The 20,086-nt window shown below is 59.1% G+C and carries 17 protein-coding genes; 12 read left to right on the forward strand and 5 right to left on the reverse strand.

The features are described 5' to 3' along the window. Nucleotides 1-38: 38 nt before the first annotated feature. A complete protein-coding gene (locus tag HMPREF3147_RS03535) occupies nt 39-1,403 on the reverse strand; it encodes an MFS transporter (RefSeq protein WP_070444593.1) in 1,365 nt (454 codons plus the stop codon). A gap of 124 nt (nt 1,404-1,527) precedes the next feature. Here HMPREF3147_RS03535 and HMPREF3147_RS03540 point away from each other — a divergent pair, with 124 nt between their 5' ends. From HMPREF3147_RS03540 to HMPREF3147_RS03580, 9 genes are all read left to right on the forward strand, one after another. After that, nucleotides 1,528-3,003, forward strand: coding sequence for a fumarylacetoacetate hydrolase family protein (locus HMPREF3147_RS03540; protein ID WP_070444595.1), 1,476 nt, complete (start codon nt 1,528-1,530; stop codon nt 3,001-3,003). Then, the gene (locus tag HMPREF3147_RS03545) at nt 3,000-3,662 is read left to right on the forward strand and encodes a GntR family transcriptional regulator (protein WP_070444597.1); all 663 of its coding nucleotides are present in this window, start codon (nt 3,000-3,002) and stop codon (nt 3,660-3,662) included. The genes HMPREF3147_RS03540 and HMPREF3147_RS03545 overlap by 4 nt, the downstream gene beginning before the upstream one ends. A gap of 16 nt (nt 3,663-3,678) precedes the next feature. After that, nucleotides 3,679-5,193, forward strand: coding sequence for a 5-carboxymethyl-2-hydroxymuconate semialdehyde dehydrogenase (hpaE, locus tag HMPREF3147_RS03550; RefSeq protein ID WP_070444599.1), 1,515 nt, complete (start codon nt 3,679-3,681; stop codon nt 5,191-5,193). A 49-nt stretch (nt 5,194-5,242) separates the two neighbouring features. Then, entirely contained in the window at nt 5,243-6,319 is a 1,077-nt protein-coding gene (gene hpaD / locus HMPREF3147_RS03555; RefSeq protein WP_070444601.1) for a 3,4-dihydroxyphenylacetate 2,3-dioxygenase, read from the forward strand. A 160-nt stretch (nt 6,320-6,479) separates the two neighbouring features. Beyond that, a complete protein-coding gene (hpaH, locus tag HMPREF3147_RS03560) occupies nt 6,480-7,265 on the forward strand; it encodes a 2-oxo-hept-4-ene-1,7-dioate hydratase (protein ID WP_070444603.1) in 786 nt (261 codons plus the stop codon). After that, nucleotides 7,250-8,035 carry an HpcH/HpaI aldolase family protein gene (locus HMPREF3147_RS03565; protein WP_070444605.1) on the forward strand — a complete coding sequence of 262 codons (786 nt, stop codon included), beginning with the start codon at nt 7,250-7,252 and terminating at the stop codon, nt 8,033-8,035. Before hpaH ends, HMPREF3147_RS03565 begins: the two co-directional genes overlap by 16 nt. Before the next feature lie 9 nt (nt 8,036-8,044). Beyond that, nucleotides 8,045-9,532, forward strand: coding sequence for an NAD-dependent succinate-semialdehyde dehydrogenase (locus HMPREF3147_RS03570; RefSeq protein WP_070444607.1), 1,488 nt, complete (start codon nt 8,045-8,047; stop codon nt 9,530-9,532). Nucleotides 9,533-9,730: 198 nt separating this feature from the next. Then, on the forward strand, nt 9,731-11,251 hold the full coding sequence (locus tag HMPREF3147_RS03575) for a GMC family oxidoreductase (RefSeq protein WP_070444609.1): 1,521 nt from the start codon (nt 9,731-9,733) through the stop codon (nt 11,249-11,251). Between the two features lie 573 nt (nt 11,252-11,824). Then, nucleotides 11,825-13,168: a flavin monoamine oxidase family protein gene (locus HMPREF3147_RS03580; protein WP_070444611.1), complete on the forward strand. Its 1,344-nt coding sequence runs from the start codon at nt 11,825-11,827 to the stop codon at nt 13,166-13,168. Here HMPREF3147_RS03580 and HMPREF3147_RS12515 read toward each other — a convergent pair. Together HMPREF3147_RS12515 and HMPREF3147_RS03585 are read right to left on the reverse strand one after the other, a co-directional pair. Further along, nucleotides 13,137-14,057: a helix-turn-helix domain-containing protein gene (locus HMPREF3147_RS12515; RefSeq protein WP_083276421.1), complete on the reverse strand. Its 921-nt coding sequence runs from the start codon at nt 14,055-14,057 to the stop codon at nt 13,137-13,139. The genes HMPREF3147_RS03580 and HMPREF3147_RS12515 overlap by 32 nt on opposite strands. Before the next feature lie 29 nt (nt 14,058-14,086). Next, nucleotides 14,087-15,001, reverse strand: coding sequence for an AraC-like ligand-binding domain-containing protein (locus HMPREF3147_RS03585; protein WP_070444613.1), 915 nt, complete (start codon nt 14,999-15,001; stop codon nt 14,087-14,089). 151 nt (nt 15,002-15,152) lie between these two features. On the opposite strand from HMPREF3147_RS03585, the gene HMPREF3147_RS03590 reads away from it, so the two are divergent. From HMPREF3147_RS03590 to HMPREF3147_RS03600, 3 genes are read left to right on the forward strand one after another with little or no spacing between them, the layout of a single operon-like run. Then, entirely contained in the window at nt 15,153-16,562 is a 1,410-nt protein-coding gene (locus tag HMPREF3147_RS03590) for an aldehyde dehydrogenase family protein (protein WP_070444615.1), read from the forward strand. A gap of 30 nt (nt 16,563-16,592) precedes the next feature. Next, nucleotides 16,593-16,856, forward strand: a complete 264-nt coding sequence (locus HMPREF3147_RS03595) for a hypothetical protein (RefSeq protein ID WP_070444618.1) — start codon at nt 16,593-16,595, stop codon at nt 16,854-16,856. A 3-nt stretch (nt 16,857-16,859) separates the two neighbouring features. Then, nucleotides 16,860-17,579, forward strand: a complete 720-nt coding sequence (locus HMPREF3147_RS03600) for a zeta toxin family protein (RefSeq protein ID WP_246815714.1) — start codon at nt 16,860-16,862, stop codon at nt 17,577-17,579. Nucleotides 17,580-17,801: 222 nt separating this feature from the next. Here the strand turns inward: HMPREF3147_RS03600 and HMPREF3147_RS03605 are convergent, their stop codons facing one another. Then, nucleotides 17,802-19,694 carry a heavy metal translocating P-type ATPase gene (locus HMPREF3147_RS03605; RefSeq protein ID WP_070444620.1) on the reverse strand — a complete coding sequence of 631 codons (1,893 nt, stop codon included), beginning with the start codon at nt 19,692-19,694 and terminating at the stop codon, nt 17,802-17,804. Next, complete coding sequence (locus HMPREF3147_RS03610) at nt 19,691-20,050, reverse strand: Cd(II)/Pb(II)-sensing metalloregulatory transcriptional regulator CmtR (protein ID WP_005530797.1); 360 nt, start codon at nt 20,048-20,050, stop codon at nt 19,691-19,693. The genes HMPREF3147_RS03605 and HMPREF3147_RS03610 overlap by 4 nt, the downstream gene beginning before the upstream one ends. Nucleotides 20,051-20,086 lie beyond the last annotated feature (36 nt).

Genomic DNA, 20,086 nt, shown 5'->3' on the forward strand with positions numbered 1-20,086 from the left:
TGTGCAGAAAGGGGAGCGCATGGGTGGAGGGGCGTCGTCTAGCGCGGGCTGAAGATGAAGTGACCCTGGGATTGCTCGGCCTCGTGCTCTGCTCCGAGGGCTATCCCCTTGCGTTCGCGCAGGATGAAGGTGCAGATGAAGCCGACGATCGAAGCGGATACGAGGTAGCCTGACACCGCAAAAGTGGTACCCGTTGCCTCGACGAGCGCGGCGGCGATCATGGGGGCGAAGGCGCCGCCCAGGACCGAGCCGAGGGCATAGGTAATGGAGACGCCGGTGGCGCGAATAGAGGCGGGGAAAAGCTCGGCGTACATCGCGGACTGCGCACCGTAGGTCAGGCCCAGGCCCACGGTGAGGAAGAGGAGTGCGCCGTAGAGGAGACCGAGGCTTCCGGTATTGACCAGCGGGAAGAGGGCGGCAGCGCCGATGCCCTGCAAGATGAATCCCAGGAGGTAGGTATTTCGGCGGCCGATGTAGTCCGAGATGAAGCCGGCGAACAAGGTGGTCAAGGCCCACGAGAAGGCAGACACGGTCACGGCGTTGAGGACATCACCGCGGTCGAGTGCGACGGGGCCCTCCGGGTCGGTGGCGTAGCGCTGGATGTAGCCGCCCGTAGTCATGTATCCGACGGTGCCGTTACCCGCGAAGACGAGGGCGGCGACGAGGACGAGCGGGGTGAACTTCTTAAACAGCGTGCCAATGGGGTTGGTGGCTTCTTCCTCTTCGCGTTCCGCAATCTCCGCGAATACTGGGGACTCGTCGACGCCCATGCGGATGAGGTAGCCCACCAAGACGAGGGCAAAGGAGAGGAGGAAGGGAACGCGCCAGCCCCAGTCCATGAAGGCGTCGCCAGGCGCGATGGTGTTCATGATGGACAGCACGCCGGAGGAGAGCAGCAGGCCGGCGGGCACGCCGATCTGGGGGCCTGCGCCGTAAAGGCCGCGCTTGTCAGTCGGGGCGTGTTCCACCGCCATGAGCACCGCGGAACCCCATTCGCCACCAGCAGAGATGCCTTGGATGATGCGCAAGGTGATGAGGAGAATCGGCGCCCAGATGCCGGCGGTTTCATAGGTTGGCAGAACACCAATCAGGGTGGTCGCACCGCCCATGGCGATGAGCGTGACCATGAGGACCACGCGGCGTCCGAAGCGGTCGGCGAAGTGCCCTGCTAGGAACGCGCCAACTGGGCGGAATAGGAAGGACAAGCCAACGGTCAGGAAGGAGATGATGGTGGCCAGGCCACCTTCGAGCGGGCCGAACATGAGGTGGTTGAACACGAGTCCGGCCACCGCTGCATAGAGGAAGTAGTCGTACCACTCGATAGCGGTACCGATGGTCGTCGCGGCGACGACACGGCGGCGTTCGGCCGTCGAAATTGTCGGCGTGACAGCTGTGTGCGACATGATGTGATTCCTTTCGGCATGGGGTGTGCCATATACGGAAAAGCGTGTGAGTTGAACCACTTGCGGTGCTGCTAGGGATAATATACGATCTGGGCAAGGATTTGTTCACAATTAAGGATTCTTCATGGCTGTACCTGAGTTCTTGCCGGTAAAACCGGGCAAAATGATCGCCGTCCATGTGGCCTTTGAGTCCCGCGCGGCACAGCGCGGCCGCTGGCCCAAAACCCCGAGTTACTTCCTCAAGGCGACAAGCACGCTGGCTGAGTCGGACGGGATTGTCGAGCGTCCCGAAGGAACTGAACTGCTGGCCTTCGAAGGCGAAATCGCACTCATCATCGGCACTCCGGCCCGCAATGTCTCCCTTGAGGATGCGTGGAAGCACGTTGCCTACGTGACCGCGTCGAACGACATTGGGCTGTATGACTACAAGGTGCAGGACAAAGGTTCCAACACCCGTTCCAAGTCCCGCGATGGATACACCCCCATTGGGCCGGAGCTTATCGACGCCCAGGGGATCGACCCCAAGGGCCTACGCCTGCGTACGTGGGTCAACGGAGAAGTTGTCCAAGAGGGTACGTCCTCCGACGAAGACCTCATCTTCCCCCTCGCCCAGTTTGTGGCCGACCTTTCCCAGCACATGACACTGGAGACCGGTGACATCATCCTCACCGGCACTCCTGCTGGCTCTTCCGTCATCGAGCCTGGTGACGTCGTTGAGGTCGAAGTTGATGTGCCAGGAGGCGTGAGCTCCGGCAAGCTGAAGACCACCGTGAAGGAGGTCCCCGCCTCTTTCGATCCGCAGCTGGGCAACCTGCCCTACGTGGACGATAAGCAGCGCGAAGATGCCTACGGTGACCGCGAATCCGCCGGCCTTCCTCCTAAGGGTGAGGTCGGCCTCGATCCAGAGCTCAAGGCGGCCCTGGAGAAGGCCCCGACCGCCGGCTTGTCCGCTCAGCTGCGCAAGCGCGGCATCAACCAGTCCGTGATCGAAGGCGTGTACCCGCAGGCGAAGGGAACCAAGATGGTGGGCGTTGCCCGCACCCTGCGCTTCGTGGCCGGCCGCGAGGACCTGTTCAAGTCCCACGGTGGTGGTCTCAACGAGCAGAAGAAGGTCTTCGACACCGTCAAGGAGGGTGAGGTCATCGTCATCGAGGCCCGCCAGGAATCCGGTTCCGGAACACTCGGTGACATTTTGGCGCTGCGCGCGAAGGTCCGCGGTGCTGCCGGCGTTGTCACCGACGGCGGCGTGCGTGACTACGAGGCCGTCAAGGAGATTGGCCTGCCCGTCTTCACCCAGGGCGCGCACCCCTGCGTGCTCGGCCGCAAGCATGTCCCGTGGGACAGCGATATCGCTGTTTCTTGTGGCAACGCCACCGTTCTTCCGGGTGACATCATCGTTGGTGACGACGATGGCGTCGTGGTTATTCCTCGCGACATCGCCGCGGAAGTCGCCGAAGCTGCGCTGGCCAAGGAGCACGAGGACGAATGGGTCGCTTCCCGAGTGGAGGAAGGCGCCAGCTTGGATGGGCTCTTCCCGCCGACCGGAGCGAATAAGGAAGCCTATATCGCGTTCCGTGATGGAAAGGCGGGTGGTCAATGACGGAACCTGCACTATCAGCTGGGGAAAGCAAGTCCCAACAGGCCTATAACTGGATAAGTCACAAGATTCGTACTCGCGAGTATGAGCCCGGGTATCGCCTCGTGTTAGCAACAATCGCGGAGGAACTGGGTATCAGCGTGGTTCCCGTCCGCGAAGCCATTCGGCAATTGGAAGCGGAAGGGATGGTCACCTACGAGCGCAACGTCGGTGCCAGTGTGACCACCTACAATCGCGAGGCCTATTACGAATCCATGGACATCGTGGCCACGCTAGAAGCAAATGCCACGGCCCAATCCGCACCGTATCTCGATGCGGAGGATATTGCCCGGGCGCAGGAGATCAACCAGCGCATGCAGGAGCTCGATATCCACCACGATCCAGAAGAATTTACCCAGCTCAACAAAGAATTTCATAGCGTTCTCTTCTCCAAGTGCCCGAACGAGAGGCTAAAGAACTTGGTGGTGGACCAGTGGAAGCAATTGGAATACCACCGCGTCTCTACCTTTCGGTATGTGCCCGAAAGAGCTCAAGAGTCAACGCGCGAGCACGAGCAATTGCTCAGTCTCATCGAGGCTGGCGCGGAACCCGCCTACATAGAAAAAGTGGCCAGGCAACACCGACTGACCACTCTCAGCACCTATCGCAAGAAAAACGACTAAGGAGTCGAAATCACCCATGGCTATCAACAACGATGCTGCTAAGCCCACCGATCTCCCCGAGAAGATCCTTCACTACATCAACGGCGAGTTCGTCCCGTCGATCGACGGTGATGAATTCGAGGTCTTGGATCCGGTAACCAATAAAACCTACATCAAGGCCGCCTCCGGCAAGCCGGAAGACATTGACAAGGCTGTCGCTGCTGCGAAGGAGGCCTTCGAGAACGGCCCGTGGTCCAAGGCACTGCCGCGTGAGCGCGCCCGTGTGCTCAACAAGATTGCGGATATCGTCGAGAGCCGCGCAGACAAGCTTGCCGCGTGGGAATCCTTCGACTCCGGCCTGCCCATCACTCAGGCCAACGGTCAGGCTAAGCGTGCAGCGGAGAACTTCCGCTTCTTTGCTGACCTAATCGTCGCCCAGGCTGACGACGCCTACAAGGTACCGGGCCGCCAGATCAACTACGTCAACCGCAAGCCGATTGGCGTGGCGGGCCTGATTACCCCGTGGAACACTCCGTTCATGCTGGAGTCCTGGAAGCTCGCCCCGGCCATCGCCACCGGTAACTCCGTCGTCCTGAAGCCTGCTGAGTTCACTCCCCTCTCTGCACAGCTGTGGGCGGGCATCTTCGAGGAGGCCGGCCTGCCGAAGGGTGTCTTCAACCTGGTCAACGGCTTCGGTGAGGAAGGCTATGCAGGCGACCCGCTGGTTAAGCACCCGGATGTTCCTCTGATTTCCTTCACCGGCGAGTCTCGCACCGGCCAGATCATTTTCGGCAACGCAGCTCCTCACCTCAAGGGCCTGTCGATGGAGCTGGGCGGCAAGTCCCCCGCCATCGTCTTCAGTGATGCCGACCTCGAAACCGCGATCGATGCCTGCATCTTCGGCGTCTTTTCCCTCAACGGTGAGCGTTGCACCGCTGGCTCCCGCATCCTGGTTCAGCGCGATATCTACGATGAGTTTGTGGAGCGCTACGCCGCCCAGGCTAAGCGCGTGAAGGTGGGCCTGCCCTCCGATCCGACCACCGAGGTCGGTGCCCTGGTACACCCGGAGCACTACGAGAAGGTCACCTCCTACATCGAGATCGGCAAGCAGGAGGCCACCCTGGCCGCCGGCGGTGAGCGCCCGGAAGGCTTCGAGGAAGGCAACTTTGTCCAGCCGACCGTCTTCGTTGACGTCAAGCCGGATGCACGAATCTTCCAGGAAGAGATTTTCGGCCCCGTCGTTGCTATCACCCCGTTCGATACCGACGAAGAAGCACTCGAGCTGGCCAACAACACGAAGTACGGCCTTGCCGCCTATGTCTGGACCTCGGATCTGAAGCGCGCCCACAACTTTGCCCAGAACGTTGAGGCCGGCATGGTGTGGCTCAACTCGAACAACGTCCGTGACCTGCGCACCCCGTTCGGTGGTGTCAAGGCCTCCGGCCTGGGCCACGAGGGCGGCTACCGTTCGATCGACTTCTACACCGATCAGCAGGCCGTCCACATCAACCTGGACAAGGTACACAACCCGGTCTTTGGCAAGCAGGACTAAGACGTCCACTCTCTTCTCCCCCACCACTACTTCTATCTAAGGAGCCATCATGGCTGACATTCAGGCCCCCGATATTCTGCGTTGCGCCTACATGGAGATCGTCGTTACCGATCTCGCTGCATCTCGAAAGTTCTACGTTGACACCCTCGGCCTCGTCGTGACCGAGGAAAACGAGAACGAAATCTACCTGCGCACCTACGAGGAGTTCATCCACCACAACCTCGTGCTACGCCAAGGCCCCGTCGCTGCTGTTGCTGCATTCTCCTTCCGGGTTCGTTCGCCGGAGGATCTGGACCTCGCCGAGGAGTTCTACAAGGCACGTGGCTGCGAGGTTCGCCGTAACAAGGATGGCTTCGTTAAGGGCATCGGTGACTCCGTGCGTGTGCAGGATCCGCTGGGATTCCCGTACGAGTTCTTCTACGAGGTTGAGCACGTCGAGCGTCTGGCTTGGGCATACGATGCCCACATCCCTGGCGCGCTTGTTCGCCTCGACCACTTCAACCAGATCACCCCGGACGTTCCTGCCGCCGTGAAGTACATGGAGGAGCTCGGATTCCGTACCACCGAGGACATTCGCGATGAGGAGGGAACTGTCTACGCTGCATGGATGCGCCGCAAGCCGACGGTGCACGACACCGCCATGACCGGTGGCGATGGTCCGCGCATGCACCACATCGCTTTTGCTACCCACGAGAAGCACAACATCATCGCGATTTGTGACAAGTTGGGTGCACTGCGCGAATCCGACCGCATTGAGCGCGGCCCGGGCCGCCACGGTGTCTCCAACGCTTACTACCTCTACCTGCGTGATCCGGATGGCCACCGCGTGGAGATCTACACCCAGGATTACTACACCGGCGACCCGGATAACCCGGTCGTGACCTGGGATGTCCACGATAACCAGCGCCGTGACTGGTGGGGAACCCCGGTTGTCCCTTCCTGGTACCGCGATGGCTCCACCGTCCTCGACCTCGATGGCAACCCAGTGCCGCTGGTGGCTCGCGAGGACGAGTCCGAGCTGGAGGCAACCATTGGCGCAGACGGCTTCTCCTACACCCGTAAGGAAGATGCAGAAGAAATGCCGGAGTGGAAGCAGGGCGAGTACAAGCTGGGACACCAGCTCTAAACAGGCCTCAGCACTCAGGTTGATGAACGTGGTCCCGCGGCGTCGAGAAGAAAGCGCACATATCGCGGGACCGCGTTGTCGTTTCACGTGAAACCATCAGGTTTAACGAACCTGTTAAACAGAACAGATACGTTCTACAACCCCTTAAGGAGCGAAGTACATGCTGGATGAGAAACAGCACATCGCTATTGCAGATGAACTGGCGCAAGCCGAAAAAGATCGCACCATGGTCCCGCTGCTGACCGCCCGTTTCCCGGAGATGAGCATCGAGGATTCCTACGCAGTGCAGCGCGAGTGGGTGCGCCGCGGCATTGAAGACGGGCGTCGTCTCGTCGGCCGTAAGATTGGCCTGACCTCCAAGGTTATGCAGGAAGCCACGGGAATCACCGAGCCAGATTACGGCGCCATCTTTGAAGACCAGGTCTATGAGAACGGCTCCACCATCGAGCACGCGCAGTTCTCCAATGTTCGCATTGAGGTCGAGCTGGCCTTCGTGCTCAAGGAAGAGCTGAAGGGCCCGAATTGCAGCATCTTCGACGTGCTGCGTGCAACAGAGTACGTCGTCCCTGCTCTGGAGATCCTCTCCTCCCGCATCGAGATGGAAGGCCGCACTATCGTCGACACCATTTCGGATAACGCAGCCCTCGGCGCCATGGTCTACGGCGGCAACCCGGTGGATCCCGCGGACGTCGATCTGCGCTGGGTGTCCGCACTGCTCTACCGCAACGAGTCCATCGAAGATACGGGTGTGGCGGCGGCTGTGCTGAACCACCCGGCAATGGGCGTGGCTTGGCTTGCCAACAAGCTTCACGCGCACGGCGATAACCTTGCCGCCGGCGACATTATTCTGGCCGGTTCCTTCACCAAGCCCATGTGGGTTGAACCGGGCGATACCGTCCATGCAGACTATGGAAAGTTGGGGTCCATCACATGCCGATTCCAGTAAAGTTGCCGCCTACCTTTGCAGACGTCCTAGAAAAGGCCGAGCAACCGCTCGTTGGTGCCTGGATCTGTTCCGGCTCGGAGGCCGCGGCGGAGATCATCGCCTCGGCTGGTTTTAGCTGGACGCTTATCGACGGCGAGCATTCGCCTTATGGCCTGGAGACCATTCTTTCCTTGCTCCGCGCCACAGATGCCTATGGTCTTACGCGTGTGGTTCGCGTGCCTGTGAATAACACGGCGCTGATCAAACAGTACCTTGACCTGGGTGTACAGAATCTGATGGTGCCCATGATTGATAACGCCGAGGAAGCGGAAGCGGCCGTTGCAGCCATGCACTACCCGCCCCGCGGTGTGCGCGGCGTCGGCTCGGCTCTGGCCCGCTCTTCGCGCTGGAATGGCGTGGAGAACTACCTCGCCAACGCGTCGGACACGGTGAGTCTCACGGTGCAGATTGAGTCTGCGACCGCGGTGAAGAACGTGGAAGAGATCGTGGCTGTTGAAGGCGTGGACAACATCTTCGTCGGCCCCTCGGACCTGGCGGCCTCGATGGGGCTGTTGGGTCAGCAGACCCATCCGGATGTGCTCGAGGCGGTCAATCACACATTTGAAGCAGTTCGTGCTTCCGGAAAGAAGGTAGGCGTCAATGCCTTCAACCTTGAGCAGGCCCAGAAATACATGGCTTCTGGCGCATCATTTGCCCTGGTTGGCGCGGATGTTCAACTTCTTTCGGGTGCGGCACGCCAACTGGCAGACAAATTCCATTTGGGAGGGTAAAAAAGAACCATGAGTGAAAACAACAAGGTCAATATTGACGAGCTGCTGGCCAAGGTTCCGACTGGCTTGCTGATTAATGGTGAGTGGGTAGACGCCTCCGATGGCTCCACTTTCGACGTGGACAACCCGGCAACCGGTGAGGTTATCGCTACCCTTGCTTCCGCTACTTCTGAGGATGCGAAGAAGGCTTTGGATGCAGCCTGCGCCGTGCAGGATGAGTGGGCACGCACGTCCACCCGCGAGCGCTCCAACCTGCTGCGCCGTGCTTTTGACCTGGTGCAGGAGCGCAAGGACGAGTTCGCTGCGCTGATGACCCTGGAGATGGGCAAGCCGCTGGCAGAGTCCTATGGTGAGGTTACTTACGGCGCTGAGTACCTACGCTGGTTCAGCGAGGAGGCCGTTCGTGACTACGGCCGTACCCTGCCGGCGCCGGAGGGCACCCTGCGCATGGTGACCCGTCGCAAGCCGGTGGGCCCGTGCTTGCTCATCACCCCGTGGAACTTCCCGCTAGCTATGGCTACCCGCAAGATTGCCCCGGCCATTGCCGCTGGTTGCACCATGGTGGTCAAGCCCGCCAAGCTCACGCCGCTGACTACTCAGTACTTCGCACAGACCATGATTGATGCCGGCGTTCCTGCCGGTGTGGTCAACGTGGTCTCCGGTAAGTCTGCTTCGGCCATCTCCGAGCCGATCATGGCGGATTCCCGCCTGCGCAAGGTTTCCTTCACCGGCTCTACCCCGGTGGGCAAGACCCTGCTCAAGGCCGCTGCCGACAACGTCCTGCGCACCTCGATGGAGCTGGGCGGCAACGCTCCGTTCATCGTCTTTGAGGACGCTGACATCGACCAGGCCGTCGAGGGCGCAATGGGCGCCAAGATGCGCAACATCGGTGAGGCCTGCACCGCGGCTAACCGCTTCATCGTCCACGAGTCCGTCGCCGATGAGTTCGCGGAGAAGTTCGCTAAGCGCATCGGTGAGCTCAAGGTGGGCAACGGCCTCGATGAGGGTGTCACTTGTGGTCCGCTCGTGGAGCAGAAGGCACTGGATAACATCACCGCGCTTGTCGACGACGCCGTGGAGAAGGGTGCCAAGGCCATCGTCGGCGGCAAGCCGGGTGAGGGCAAGGGCTACTTCTACGCCCCGACCGTTCTGACCAACGTTCCTCGTGATGCCCGCGTGGCACAGGAAGAGATCTTCGGCCCGATCGCTCCGATCCTGACCTTTTCCGATGAGAAGGAAGCGATTGAGATTGCTAATGACACAGAGTACGGCCTGGCCTCCTATGTGTTCACCGAGGACTCCGACCGTATGTGGCGCATCGGTGACGGCCTCGAGTTCGGCCTCATGGGCTTCAACGCTGGTGTCATCTCCAACGCCGCTGCCCCATTCGGTGGCGTGAAGCAGTCCGGCATGGGCCGCGAGGGCGGCGCTGAGGGCCTGGACGAGTACACCTCGCTGCAGTACATCGCTATGCGTGACCCGTACGCGAATGCATAACTAGTGCATTAGTTTCGCCGCTGACAACGCGTAAGCCGCCCTACGGGGCGGCTTTCTTTTTTCAAAACCTTCTTGGTTAGCATTCTGCACGCGTAGCCAAAGTGTGTGCGCTATCACTCAAGATTGGGTGGTGTGGCACACACTATATTCTCGGTAAGCGACTCACGAGGAGTCGTCTGCACCCAGGGAGGTTTGAAATTGTCTCAAGAAGAAACCAAGAGCTTTGATTACATCGTTGTAGGAGCTGGGTCAGCCGGGTGCGTTATTGCCCGTCGGCTAGTCGACGCCGGAAAGAGCGTCGCAGTTCTTGAAGCTGGCGATTATGACGTTAACCCCGACATCGAGAAGGTGCACACCTTGGGACTCCTATGGGGTTCACCTCAAGACTGGAATTATCGTACGGTTCCTCAACCGCGGGCGGCTGGCCGGAGTCTGCACATTCCTCGCGGAAAGGTGATGGGCGGCTCGCACGCGCTCAACGCAACCATTTGGGTCCGTGGTGCTAAGCAGGACTATGACACATGGGCTTATCTCGGCAATGATGGTTGGTCCTGGGAGGACGTGCTGCCCATTTTCAAGGCGATCGAAAATTTCGACGGTGGCACTTCGGAGGTCCGCGGTAGCGAGGGGCTGCTTGATGTTATGGAGAATTACACTCGTCACCCGCTTCAAAATGATCTTTTCCAAGCTGCTCAAGAGGCGGGTATTCCACTCAACAAAGACTACAACTCCGGTGACGTGGAAGGCGTGGGCAAGATTCAAGCGAACGTTCGCAACGGAAACCGCTTTAACACTTGGCATGCGTACCTGAAGCCGATCGAGAATGCCCCTAACCTAACCATCATTACAAGTGCACATGTCCACGGTCTAGTTGTTGAAAACAACGCCATCCTTGGCGTGACTGCCGAAGTTGCCGGTAAGCTTCAGGAGCTTCGGGCTGATGAGACGATTCTCTGCGCGGGCGCATTGAATTCGCCGGAAATCCTTTTGCGCTCCGGTATTGGGCCGGCAGAAGAACTCGAGGCGTTGGGGATTGCGTCGACTCATGATCTCCCTGGCGTCGGCAAGAATCTCCATGATCACTTACTCTCCCCCGTTATTTTCACTACCACGAAAAAGGAAGTGCCGGCTCCGGAAGTTCTGCCAGCCGAGGTACACGTTTTCTCTAAGTCGCGTCCTGGCGCTGTTATCCCGGATACTCAACCGCTTTATTTCTCAATCCCCATGTACAACGAGGACATGGAGGGTCCAGATAACGGATTCACGCTGATGGGTGGCATAGTTAGACCCGCCAGTCGCGGTGAGCTGACCCTGACGGGGCCGGATCCTTCAGATCCCATTGCTATTGATTTCGGCGCCTTGTCTGTGCAGGCAGACGTCGATGCATTGGTAGCTTCGGTGAAGCAGTGTCGTGAAGTCGGCCGCCAGCCAGCATTGGCCGAATGGGGCCCCGAAGAAGTCTATCCAGGTCCAGATGTATCCGATGATGATCTTGAGGCTTACGTTCGTAGCACGGCTATTACGTACCACCATCAAGTTGGCACATGCAAGATGGGCATTGACGCTATGGCCGTGGTAGATCCGCACACCCTAAAGGTCTACGGGCTTGAGGGGATTCGAATCGCCGATGCTTCTGTAATGCCACTGGTGCCGACGGGAAATACTAATGCGCCCTCTATCATGGTCGCTGAGAAGGCCGCGACATTCTTATTGAGGTGAAGTCCTCGTGGCGGTTTTAAGTGCAGGAACGTCACTAGACCCGATTCGTACGACACGGCGTCTGCCTTTTAGCTGAGGAAATCTCAAGTAAATAGGTCCGGCGTGAACGATGTCTGAGTGCGCGGGTGACAAAGAAGGATTAGGTACTTTGACCTAAAGAGCTTTCGGGCTCGACCACTCGGCGTTGTGTCCGGATGAGCTTGGTGAAATTTAAACTATAAAAAGCGCCAGAACCGCGTAGCAGCGCAGCTTGCCCCGGTTGGGCCAGCGGAGCTCCCCCTGAGAGCTTCTCGGTAAAGATCTAATTGGCACAAACAGACAAGTTAACGAAAGGTCTTTCCCACAGAAAGTGTGACCTTTGAAGGTTACAGCCATCGTCGCTCTCATTCGGCTGATTGAGCGTTAAGCCGGATTGCTCTCTGTCAACGCGAGGCTTATTTCGGCCTGGACGAAGATCGCTTAACGCTAAGTTGTCGGCGCTATTAGTCAAGTTTTTACGGGAGAGCTATGTCACCATATGGAACCATAGCGGTATGGCTCACATACCGCGCCCCCTGACAGAGAGGATTGATGATGGATTCTTCCAAAGTGATTGTTATCGGCGCTGGTTTCTCTGGCTTGGTAGCAGCACGTGAACTTCAAACTGCAGGTGTGAACTGTGAAGTTATCGAAGCACGCGACCGAATTGGTGGAAGAGCGTGGACGGACGATCGAATGGGGCTCCCGTTGGAAATGGGTGCGACATGGGTTCATTGGTTTCAGCCGTACATGTGGGGAGAGATTACGAGGTATAACCAAGGAATCCACACAAGTCCAGCCGATAACAACGCCTACTGGGTCACTCAGGGCAAAGTTCGCAGGGCTACAGAAAGGGAAGCCGATGAAAAAATGCTGCCTGCACTAGACGTAATCTACGAAGGCTCGGATAAATATTTCCCCAACCCTCACGACCCGCTTGCAATCTTGCGGGATGAGTATGGTGCGGACCCACAAGATGTCGAAGCGTTTAAGCAATTCGATCAAAAGTCAGTTATGGACATCGTTAACGAGGAAGGAGTAGATCAAGAGATCCAAGACATGGTCGAAGGGTTCTGGTCGGCTGCATACATCGGGGATCCGCGGACGGGCTCTTCGCTAATGGCAAAACAGTGGGCAGCGCTTTCTGACCATAGTCATAAATTGGTCGATGAAATTAACCTCAGATTTAAGCTCGATAATGGGATGCGAGGTCTTTACGAGAGCATTCGAAACGACTTGAGGTGCTCAGTGCACTTGTCGTCCCCAGTAACGAAAGTGGAGCAAACTGCTTCCGGGGTGCGGGTCACGCTTGAAACTGGAGAAGTCAAAGAAGCGAGCAAGGTGATCAGCACTGTTCCGCTTGGTGCGCTTACAAACATAGAGTTCGATCCACCGCTCAGCGGAGATCAAAAGCGCGTTATCGGCGATAAGTGGAATTCAACGGGTGCGAAGATTTGGATAAAAATTAAAGGTCACCACAAAATAATCGCTTATGCTGGAGCAGACTATCCAATGTCGTTAATCAGGTCTGAGTACTTTATGGACGACGGAACAACGGTTCTCGTTGGATTTGGTGCTGACCACAGCAAGGTTGATCTTAATAGCATCGAGGACGCTCAACGAATCATGGATACATGGGAATTAGGCGTCGAAGTTGTCGATTCAACGGGTCACGATTGGGTGAAAGATAAGTGGACTCAACAAGTTTGGGCAACTCTACGCAAAGGACAGTTTATAGATGGATGGAGCCATTTCATTGACTCCGAATCCGATATCCATTTTGCAGGAGCTGATTTTGCACCCGGTTGGCGCGGGGTGATTGTGGATGGAGCAATTCAATCCGGGATCATCACTGCACGGCGGGTTATTAATCAGCTACGTGAGAGCGGAAAGCTCTAGGGCTGATTCCAAACTCTTCTTTGAAAGCTCTAGATATGTGACTAGGCTGGACTAATCCATGCGCTTGAGCGATCTCTCTGATTGAGAGATCGCTCAAAGCAGGGTTGGCCAAATCTCTGCGGATTAAGTGCACGCGCCTAGACTTGATGTATTTGGTGACGGTGAGTTGATGATCTGCAAAGTGCTTTTGAAGGCTTCTTAGAGAAATGTACATCGCCTTGGCTACACTTTCAGCATTGAGACTAGGATCGCTGAGGTGGCGGTCTATGAAGTCTGTAGCTTTCTCAAACGTACTGTCATGGGTTAGCGGGCGATCGGCCTGTTGAACCCCGATTAAGGCGTAAATGACTGCTTCGAGCAGACACTCGACGGCCTGTACAGTGTTGCGGTTTTCTTCAAGACAATTTCCAAGACGGCTAAAACTAGGTAAAAGTACTGAACCAATTCCCTTCTTTCTGTCCAGAGTTGTTAGAGCAAGTGACTCGATCACGCTTTCCGGGTGAGAGAGGATACTGGCGGGGGCCTTCACCAGAAGGCCTTGCTGTGCGGTAGGAAAGCGAATCGTATAAGGAAGGTAAGTCACAAAGAGTGTGAGTTGACCGGTCTTTAAGGCCGTAGTTTGCTTTCCTTGTTCAATAATTGTTGTGCCCGATAGCTGCAAATAGAACTTGACGTCGTGAGGGCTCTCCGGACTGATAAGTTGCGGCGATCTTTCTAGAGTATGTGGGTTAGATTGTATTCCGTAGATTTGTATGCTTCCGATGTTTGATTCGAGGAAAGATGCCTCGAAATCGGAGTCTTTTGTTTCAGCTGTTCTTATTGAAGAAAATTTAGCGCTCAAAAACTGGCGCCATTCTGTGAGGTTTATCGACGGAGGGTAATCAAGCATTAGGTCGTCCTTTAAGGGGTTTCGACTGGTTATGTGTTAGCACGGTACGCACTCGGTGACTTGTGGAACGCCGCTTTAAAGATGCGAGAGAGGTGCGAGGGGTCGTGCAGGCCATAACGGGCGCTGATATGGCTGATTGATTCCTCGGAGTGCCGCGGGTCCACGAGGTCTCTGCGGATGTGTTCTAGGCGCCTGGTTCTGATATAGCTGCCTACGGAGAGTCCCTGTTCGGAGAACTTGGCGTGGAGGTGGCGCACGGACACAAAGAGTGCTTGGGCGATGGTGCTGGGGCCTAAGTCGGGGTCGCCCAAGTTCTTCTCGATGTAGGCGGTGGCCTGGTTGAACAGGAGCGTGCCCGCGGAAGGTTCCTCGGCCACGTCGGAGGAGAGGACCGACACCAACATGGTGAGCGCGGAGCGGACCAAGGCCGTGGCGTGCGGGCCCTTGAGCAGATCGAGGTTCTTCGCGAGCTGCTCAAAGAGGGGAACCGCCACCGCGCCCAGGCCATGCGAGCGTGAGATGGGGTTCGCGGTGAGGCGTTGGATCTGTGCGGGTGAAATATCGAGGAAGCTCTGCGGGAAATGCACAATGAGTGTGTTTTGCTCCTCCGGATAGCGCAGAGTGTAAGGCCGTTGGGTGACATACAGCGCTAGGTCGCCAGGGTGTAGCTCACAGGTTCGCCCGTCCTGGCTCATGGTTGAGGATCCGGTGATTTGCAGGCTGAGCTTGCAAAAGGGGGCCTCGTTGGCGGCTATCTTGGAGCGATTCACGGTGTGCGGGGAGGTGCACATATCGAAGAGGGATATGTCCCCCACTTTCGTTGACCGCAGCGTGGCGTGAAAGGAAGAGGGGTCCTCAGTGTCCACGTCGAGTTGTCCAAAAGACTCGGATGACGCGGTGCGCCATGACGCGATATCGAAGTACTCAACAGCGGCAGTAGACATAAGTGGCATCATATCGTGAGAACTGGCACATTTTTGGACAAATTGTGTGCACTCAGAGTCAATAGAGTAGGTGTGGTGCAGGTAACATCCTAGGTAAAAGTTTCTTTGGGCTTTGTTCGCGGGGCCCTCGACTGCTTCACAAGGAGATCTCATGACTCAGTTCCCCACCTACGCTGATCTGCTCGACGCCATCACGGATGAAAACGGCCGTGAAATCCTCAATCCCGCCACCGGTGAGGTTGTTGGCCGCGCCCCAGAGAACACCGTCGAGGACCTCAACGCTGCAGTTGAGACCGCACGCGCAGCGCAGAAGGACTTTGCCAAGCTCAGCGACGAAGAACGTTGCGAGCTGCTCACCAAGGCAGCCGCCGCCATCGACGCTAATGCAGAGGCACTCGTTGAGCTGCTCTCCCGTGAGCAGGGCAAGCCGCTCAACGGCCCGAACGCCCGCTTCGAGGTCGGTGCCTGCTCCGGCTGGCTGAATGCCACCGCCTCCTTCGAGCACCCCAACTACACCGCCGTTGATGATGACATCACCGCCACCGTCAACTACCGCCCGCTCGGCGTCGTCGGTGCTATTGGCCCGTGGAACTGGCCGATGATGATCACCATCTGGCAGATTGCACCGGCGCTGCGTATGGGTAACGCGGTTGTCGTCAAGCCCTCCGAGTACACCCCGCTCTCCGTATTGGGCCTGCTCGAGGTAGTGAACTCCGTGCTGCCGGAGGGCGTCCTGCAGGTAATCAGCGGCGCCGGCGAGGTTGGCGCGGCGCTGACCACCCACGAGGGCGTCGACAAGATCATGTTTACCGGTTCCACCGCCACCGGCAAGAAGATCGTGGAGGCCAGCGCCGACAACCTCACCCGCCTCACGCTGGAGCTCGGCGGCAATGACGCGGGCATTGTGCTGGATGATGCCGACCCGAAGGAGATCGCCGGCGACCTCTTCTGGGGCGCGTTCATCAACACCGGTCAGACCTGTGCGGCGATGAAGCGCGTTTACGTGCCGGAGTCGCTGTACGACGCCGTCTGCGAGGCCCTCGTCGAGGTGGCCAAGGCCTCCCCGATGGGCGTGGGCTTGGAAGAGGAGAACGTGCTCGGCCCGCTGCAGAACAAGCAGCAGTTCGACATCGTGGACAAGCTCGTCAACGCCGCCAAGGACTCCGGCGCCCGCGTGCTGCTGGGCGGTGACCCGGACTATGACGCGCCGGGCTACTTCTACCCCACCACCCTGGTGGCGGACATCGACCCGGATAACGCGCTGGTCGTCGAGGAGCAGTTCGGCCCGGCACTGCCGATTGTGAAGTACACAGACCTGGATTGGGCCATCGAGCAGGCCAACAAGCTTGACGTGGGCTTGGGCTCTTCCGTGTGGTCCTCCAACCGTGAGCGCGCTCTGGAAGTTGCCGCGCAGCTGGAGGCTGGCACCACGTGGATCAACAGCCACGGTGCCGTAGATCCGCGCGTGCCTTTCGGTGGTATCAAGTCCTCCGGCTACGGCGTGGAGTTTGGCACCGAGGGCCTTAAGGGCCTGGCGTACCCGCAGATCATCAACGGCTAAAACCGCCGTGGCGCTGCTATTCTTAGCGCCATGAGCACCGCCAAAGTCCCGGAGATCGAGTACGCAGCCTTCGACGCCATGAAGGAGGTTGCGTCCTCGCTGAAAGCTGCCTACCTCACTAGGGCCGCTGAAGCAGGCAACGACGTTGAATCGCAATGGTGGATTCGCCAGAACTGGCTGGTAGAGGACATGGTTGGCGAGGTTGATGCAACTGACATCGAAGCCATCCGATCCGCTGCGGCTCTCTTTGCGCAGCGGCTTGAAGCCCTCTCCTCCGAGCACAAAGCGGCATAGCCTATGCTTTCTGCCGCTGACTTCCCCGTTGATCCGCAGGTTATGGAGCAACGGCTAAAGACTCTGCAAGCCAGCTATTTCGGCCGATCGAATGCTCATGGTCCGGCTGTTCCAGAGGTCATTTATGTGGCGGGGCAGCCAGCGTCAGGCAAATCAACGGCCATTGAATCGGTAAAGAACGGTCACGCGGTCCTTGATTCCGATGAGATTCGGAAGCTGCACCCCGCCCTCGACGAGATTGTGGAGCGCGATCCCCTGCGCATGGATGTGCTCACCAACGGTCCGGTGCCCTATTGGATGTCCTCGCTGATCGAGTATGGCCGGCAGTACGGCCACTCCCTCATCATTGAGAACACGCTGTCCAACCCGGAGTTCATCGCGGGTGAGATAGCCAAGTTTCGCTCCGCGGGTTTCCGCGTGAGGGTCGTGGGCTTGGCGGTGGCGCAGGAGGTCTCCAGGCTCGGTGTCGTCCAGCGCTACCTGGAGGCGCAGCGCGTGAGCCGCTACCCGCGCTGGACCAATGAGGTTTCCCACACGTCGGGCTTTAAAGCCATCGTCCCAGGACTGCAAGCGATTGCCCCGCTTGTCGACGACCTCGAGATCCGCACCCGCGATGGCCGCACCTTGAGCGGCATCGAGGATATTGAGGCTGAGCGCGCAACCTGGTTCGACTCCCCCGCTGTTCAGGCCGACTGGCTGGCCCGTTTGACAGCTGTGACTTGAGTGGGCTTGAAGCTGAGAAGCTCACGCACAACCTCGTGGCTGATGCAGAGCGTATCCGCGGGCTTTAAGACTGTGCCCGTTGAACTATTAGGTTCACCCACAGTTCCCGTGCCTGCACGCATCGAGAAGGACCAGGTGGTGAACTCGAATGACTCGCCTGGTCCAACGTGTGTGTGCGCTCGGCGCGTGGTTTAACCCTTATAAGACTTGCCGGTCACAGCCTCAGCGTTTCGCTCGTGCAGCCCGCAGGCCGTTCAAGATCACGACTACTTCGGCGACTTCGTGTACCAACACGACGGCGGCCAGGCCCAGTACACCGCTGATCGCCAGTGGCATCAACACGATGATGATGGCCAGAGACAGCACGATGTTTTGGTTGATGATCCTGCTGCCTCGGCGGGCGTGCTGCAGCGCCTGCGGGATCAGCCGGAGGTCGTGCCCAGTGAAGGCGACGTCAGCGGACTCGATCGCGGCGTCAGAGCCGGTTGCTCCCATCGCAATGCCCACCGTTGCGCCCGCCAGTGCCGGCGCGTCGTTGATGCCGTCGCCGATCATCGCCGTCGGCGTCTTGGAGGAGAGTTCGGCGACGATGCTTGCCTTGTCCTCCGGTCGCAGCTCGGCGCGCACGTCGTCGATTCCGGCGATTTCAGCCAGCGCCCGGGCGGTGCGAGTGTTATCGCCGGTGAGCATGCTCACTTCCACGTCGTTGTCGTGCAGGGACTGCACGGCATCGGGCACCTCGGGCCGCAACTCGTCGCGCACCCCGATCGCCCCGGCGAGAGCGTCATCGACGGTGACTAGGACGCAGGTCTGGCCTTCGGACTCCATGCGCTCAACGTCCGATTTCAGTGGCCCGGCGTCGATCCATCGGGGGCTGCCGACCAGCACCCGTCGGCCTTCGACGGTGCCGCCGATGCCATGACCGGCTTCCTCGCTGATACCCAAGGCGGTGGGCGCTTCGGGCTCCGCTGCCACGATCGCCGCGGCGAGGGGGTGCGTCGATTGCTGCTCAACCGCCGCCGCGAAGGAAAGCACCTGCGCCCGATCGAATCCGTCTGCCGGGACCACTCCGGTAACCTCGGGCTGGTTGCGGGTAAGGGTTCCGGTCTTGTCCACCGCCAGGTGACGGATGCCGCCGAGCCGCTCGAACGCCGCGCCGGACTTGATGACCACGCCGAACTGGCTGGCCGCGCCGATCGCGGCCACGACCGTCAGCGGCACGGAGATTGCCAACGCGCACGGCGACGCTGCGACCAGAACCACCAGGGCACGGGTGATCCACGTCTCGGGGTCGCTCAGCAGCGAGCCAATCACACCGACCAGCACCGCAAGGATCATCACCCCGGGCACTAGGGGTCGGGCAATCCGGTCGGCGATCCGGGCGCGGTCGCCCTTTTCCGCCTGCGCCTGCTCGACCAGGTCGACGAGGGTGGTCAGCGAGTTGTCCGTTCCAGCTGCGGTCGTCTCGACCTCCAGCACACCGGCGGAGTTGATCGCTCCCGCGGGTACCTCGTCGCCGGGCGCAACCTCCTCCGGAATGGATTCTCCGGTGATCGCTGAGGTGTCAAGGCTGGAGCGTCCGGACCGAATGATGCCGTCCGTGGCGATCCGCTCCCCGGGGCGTACGACCATTAGCTCGCCAACCTCAAGGTCCTTCGCAGCGACCTCGGCCGTCGTACCGTCGCGCAGCACGGTCGCGGTTTGCGGTACCAGCTTCAACAGTGCCCGCAGTCCGCCTTGGGCCCGGTCCATCGCCTTGTCTTCCAATGCCTCGGCGATCGAGTACAGGAACGCCAGCGCCGCGGCCTCTCCGACGAAACCAAGGATCACCGCGCCGACCGCGCTGATCGTCATCAGCAAGCCAATGCCGAGCTTGCGCTTCGTGACAAGGTTCCGGATCGCCCCAGGTGCGAACGTGTAAGCGCCCAACAGCAGGCCAAGCCAATACAGTACCGTTGCGGGCGTCTCCAAGTCGGACCAGTCCAGCGCCAGTCCTGTAATGAGGGCTACGCCGGAGAAGATCGGTAGCAGTAGCTCGGGGTCCTTCCACCATGGCCGATCGAGCTCTTCGATCTCCGTGGCGGGTTCGTGTTCGCATCCACATGCTGAACTCATGCGTCCGTTCCTTTCTCGCCGCAGCCGGGCACCGAGCACTCAGTGTCGATGCAGGGGGCATTCTCGTCGACGGCCAGCGTCGCGTTGACCAGCGCTTCGAGCGCCGCCGCGAGGTGCGGATCGGCAATCTCGTAGCGGGTCTTACGGCCCTCCGGCTCAGCGACGACGATGCCGCAATCGCGTAGGCAGGACAGGTGGTTCGAGACGTTCGAGCGGGTCAGATCCAAGCTTTGCGAAATCTCGGCCGGGTAGCCCGGACCGTCGAGTAGGGTCATCAGGATTCGGGAACGCGTCGGATCAGCCATGGCCCGGCCGAGCCGGTTCATGACGTCGAGGCGCGAAGCAATAGTCAGCATGTGCTGAATAATACAACGTGTGCTGAACTATTCAAA

Origin of the sequence: Corynebacterium sp. HMSC05D03, assembly GCF_001807205.1 — a bacterium.
Lineage (GTDB): Bacteria > Actinomycetota > Actinomycetes > Mycobacteriales > Mycobacteriaceae > Corynebacterium > Corynebacterium aurimucosum.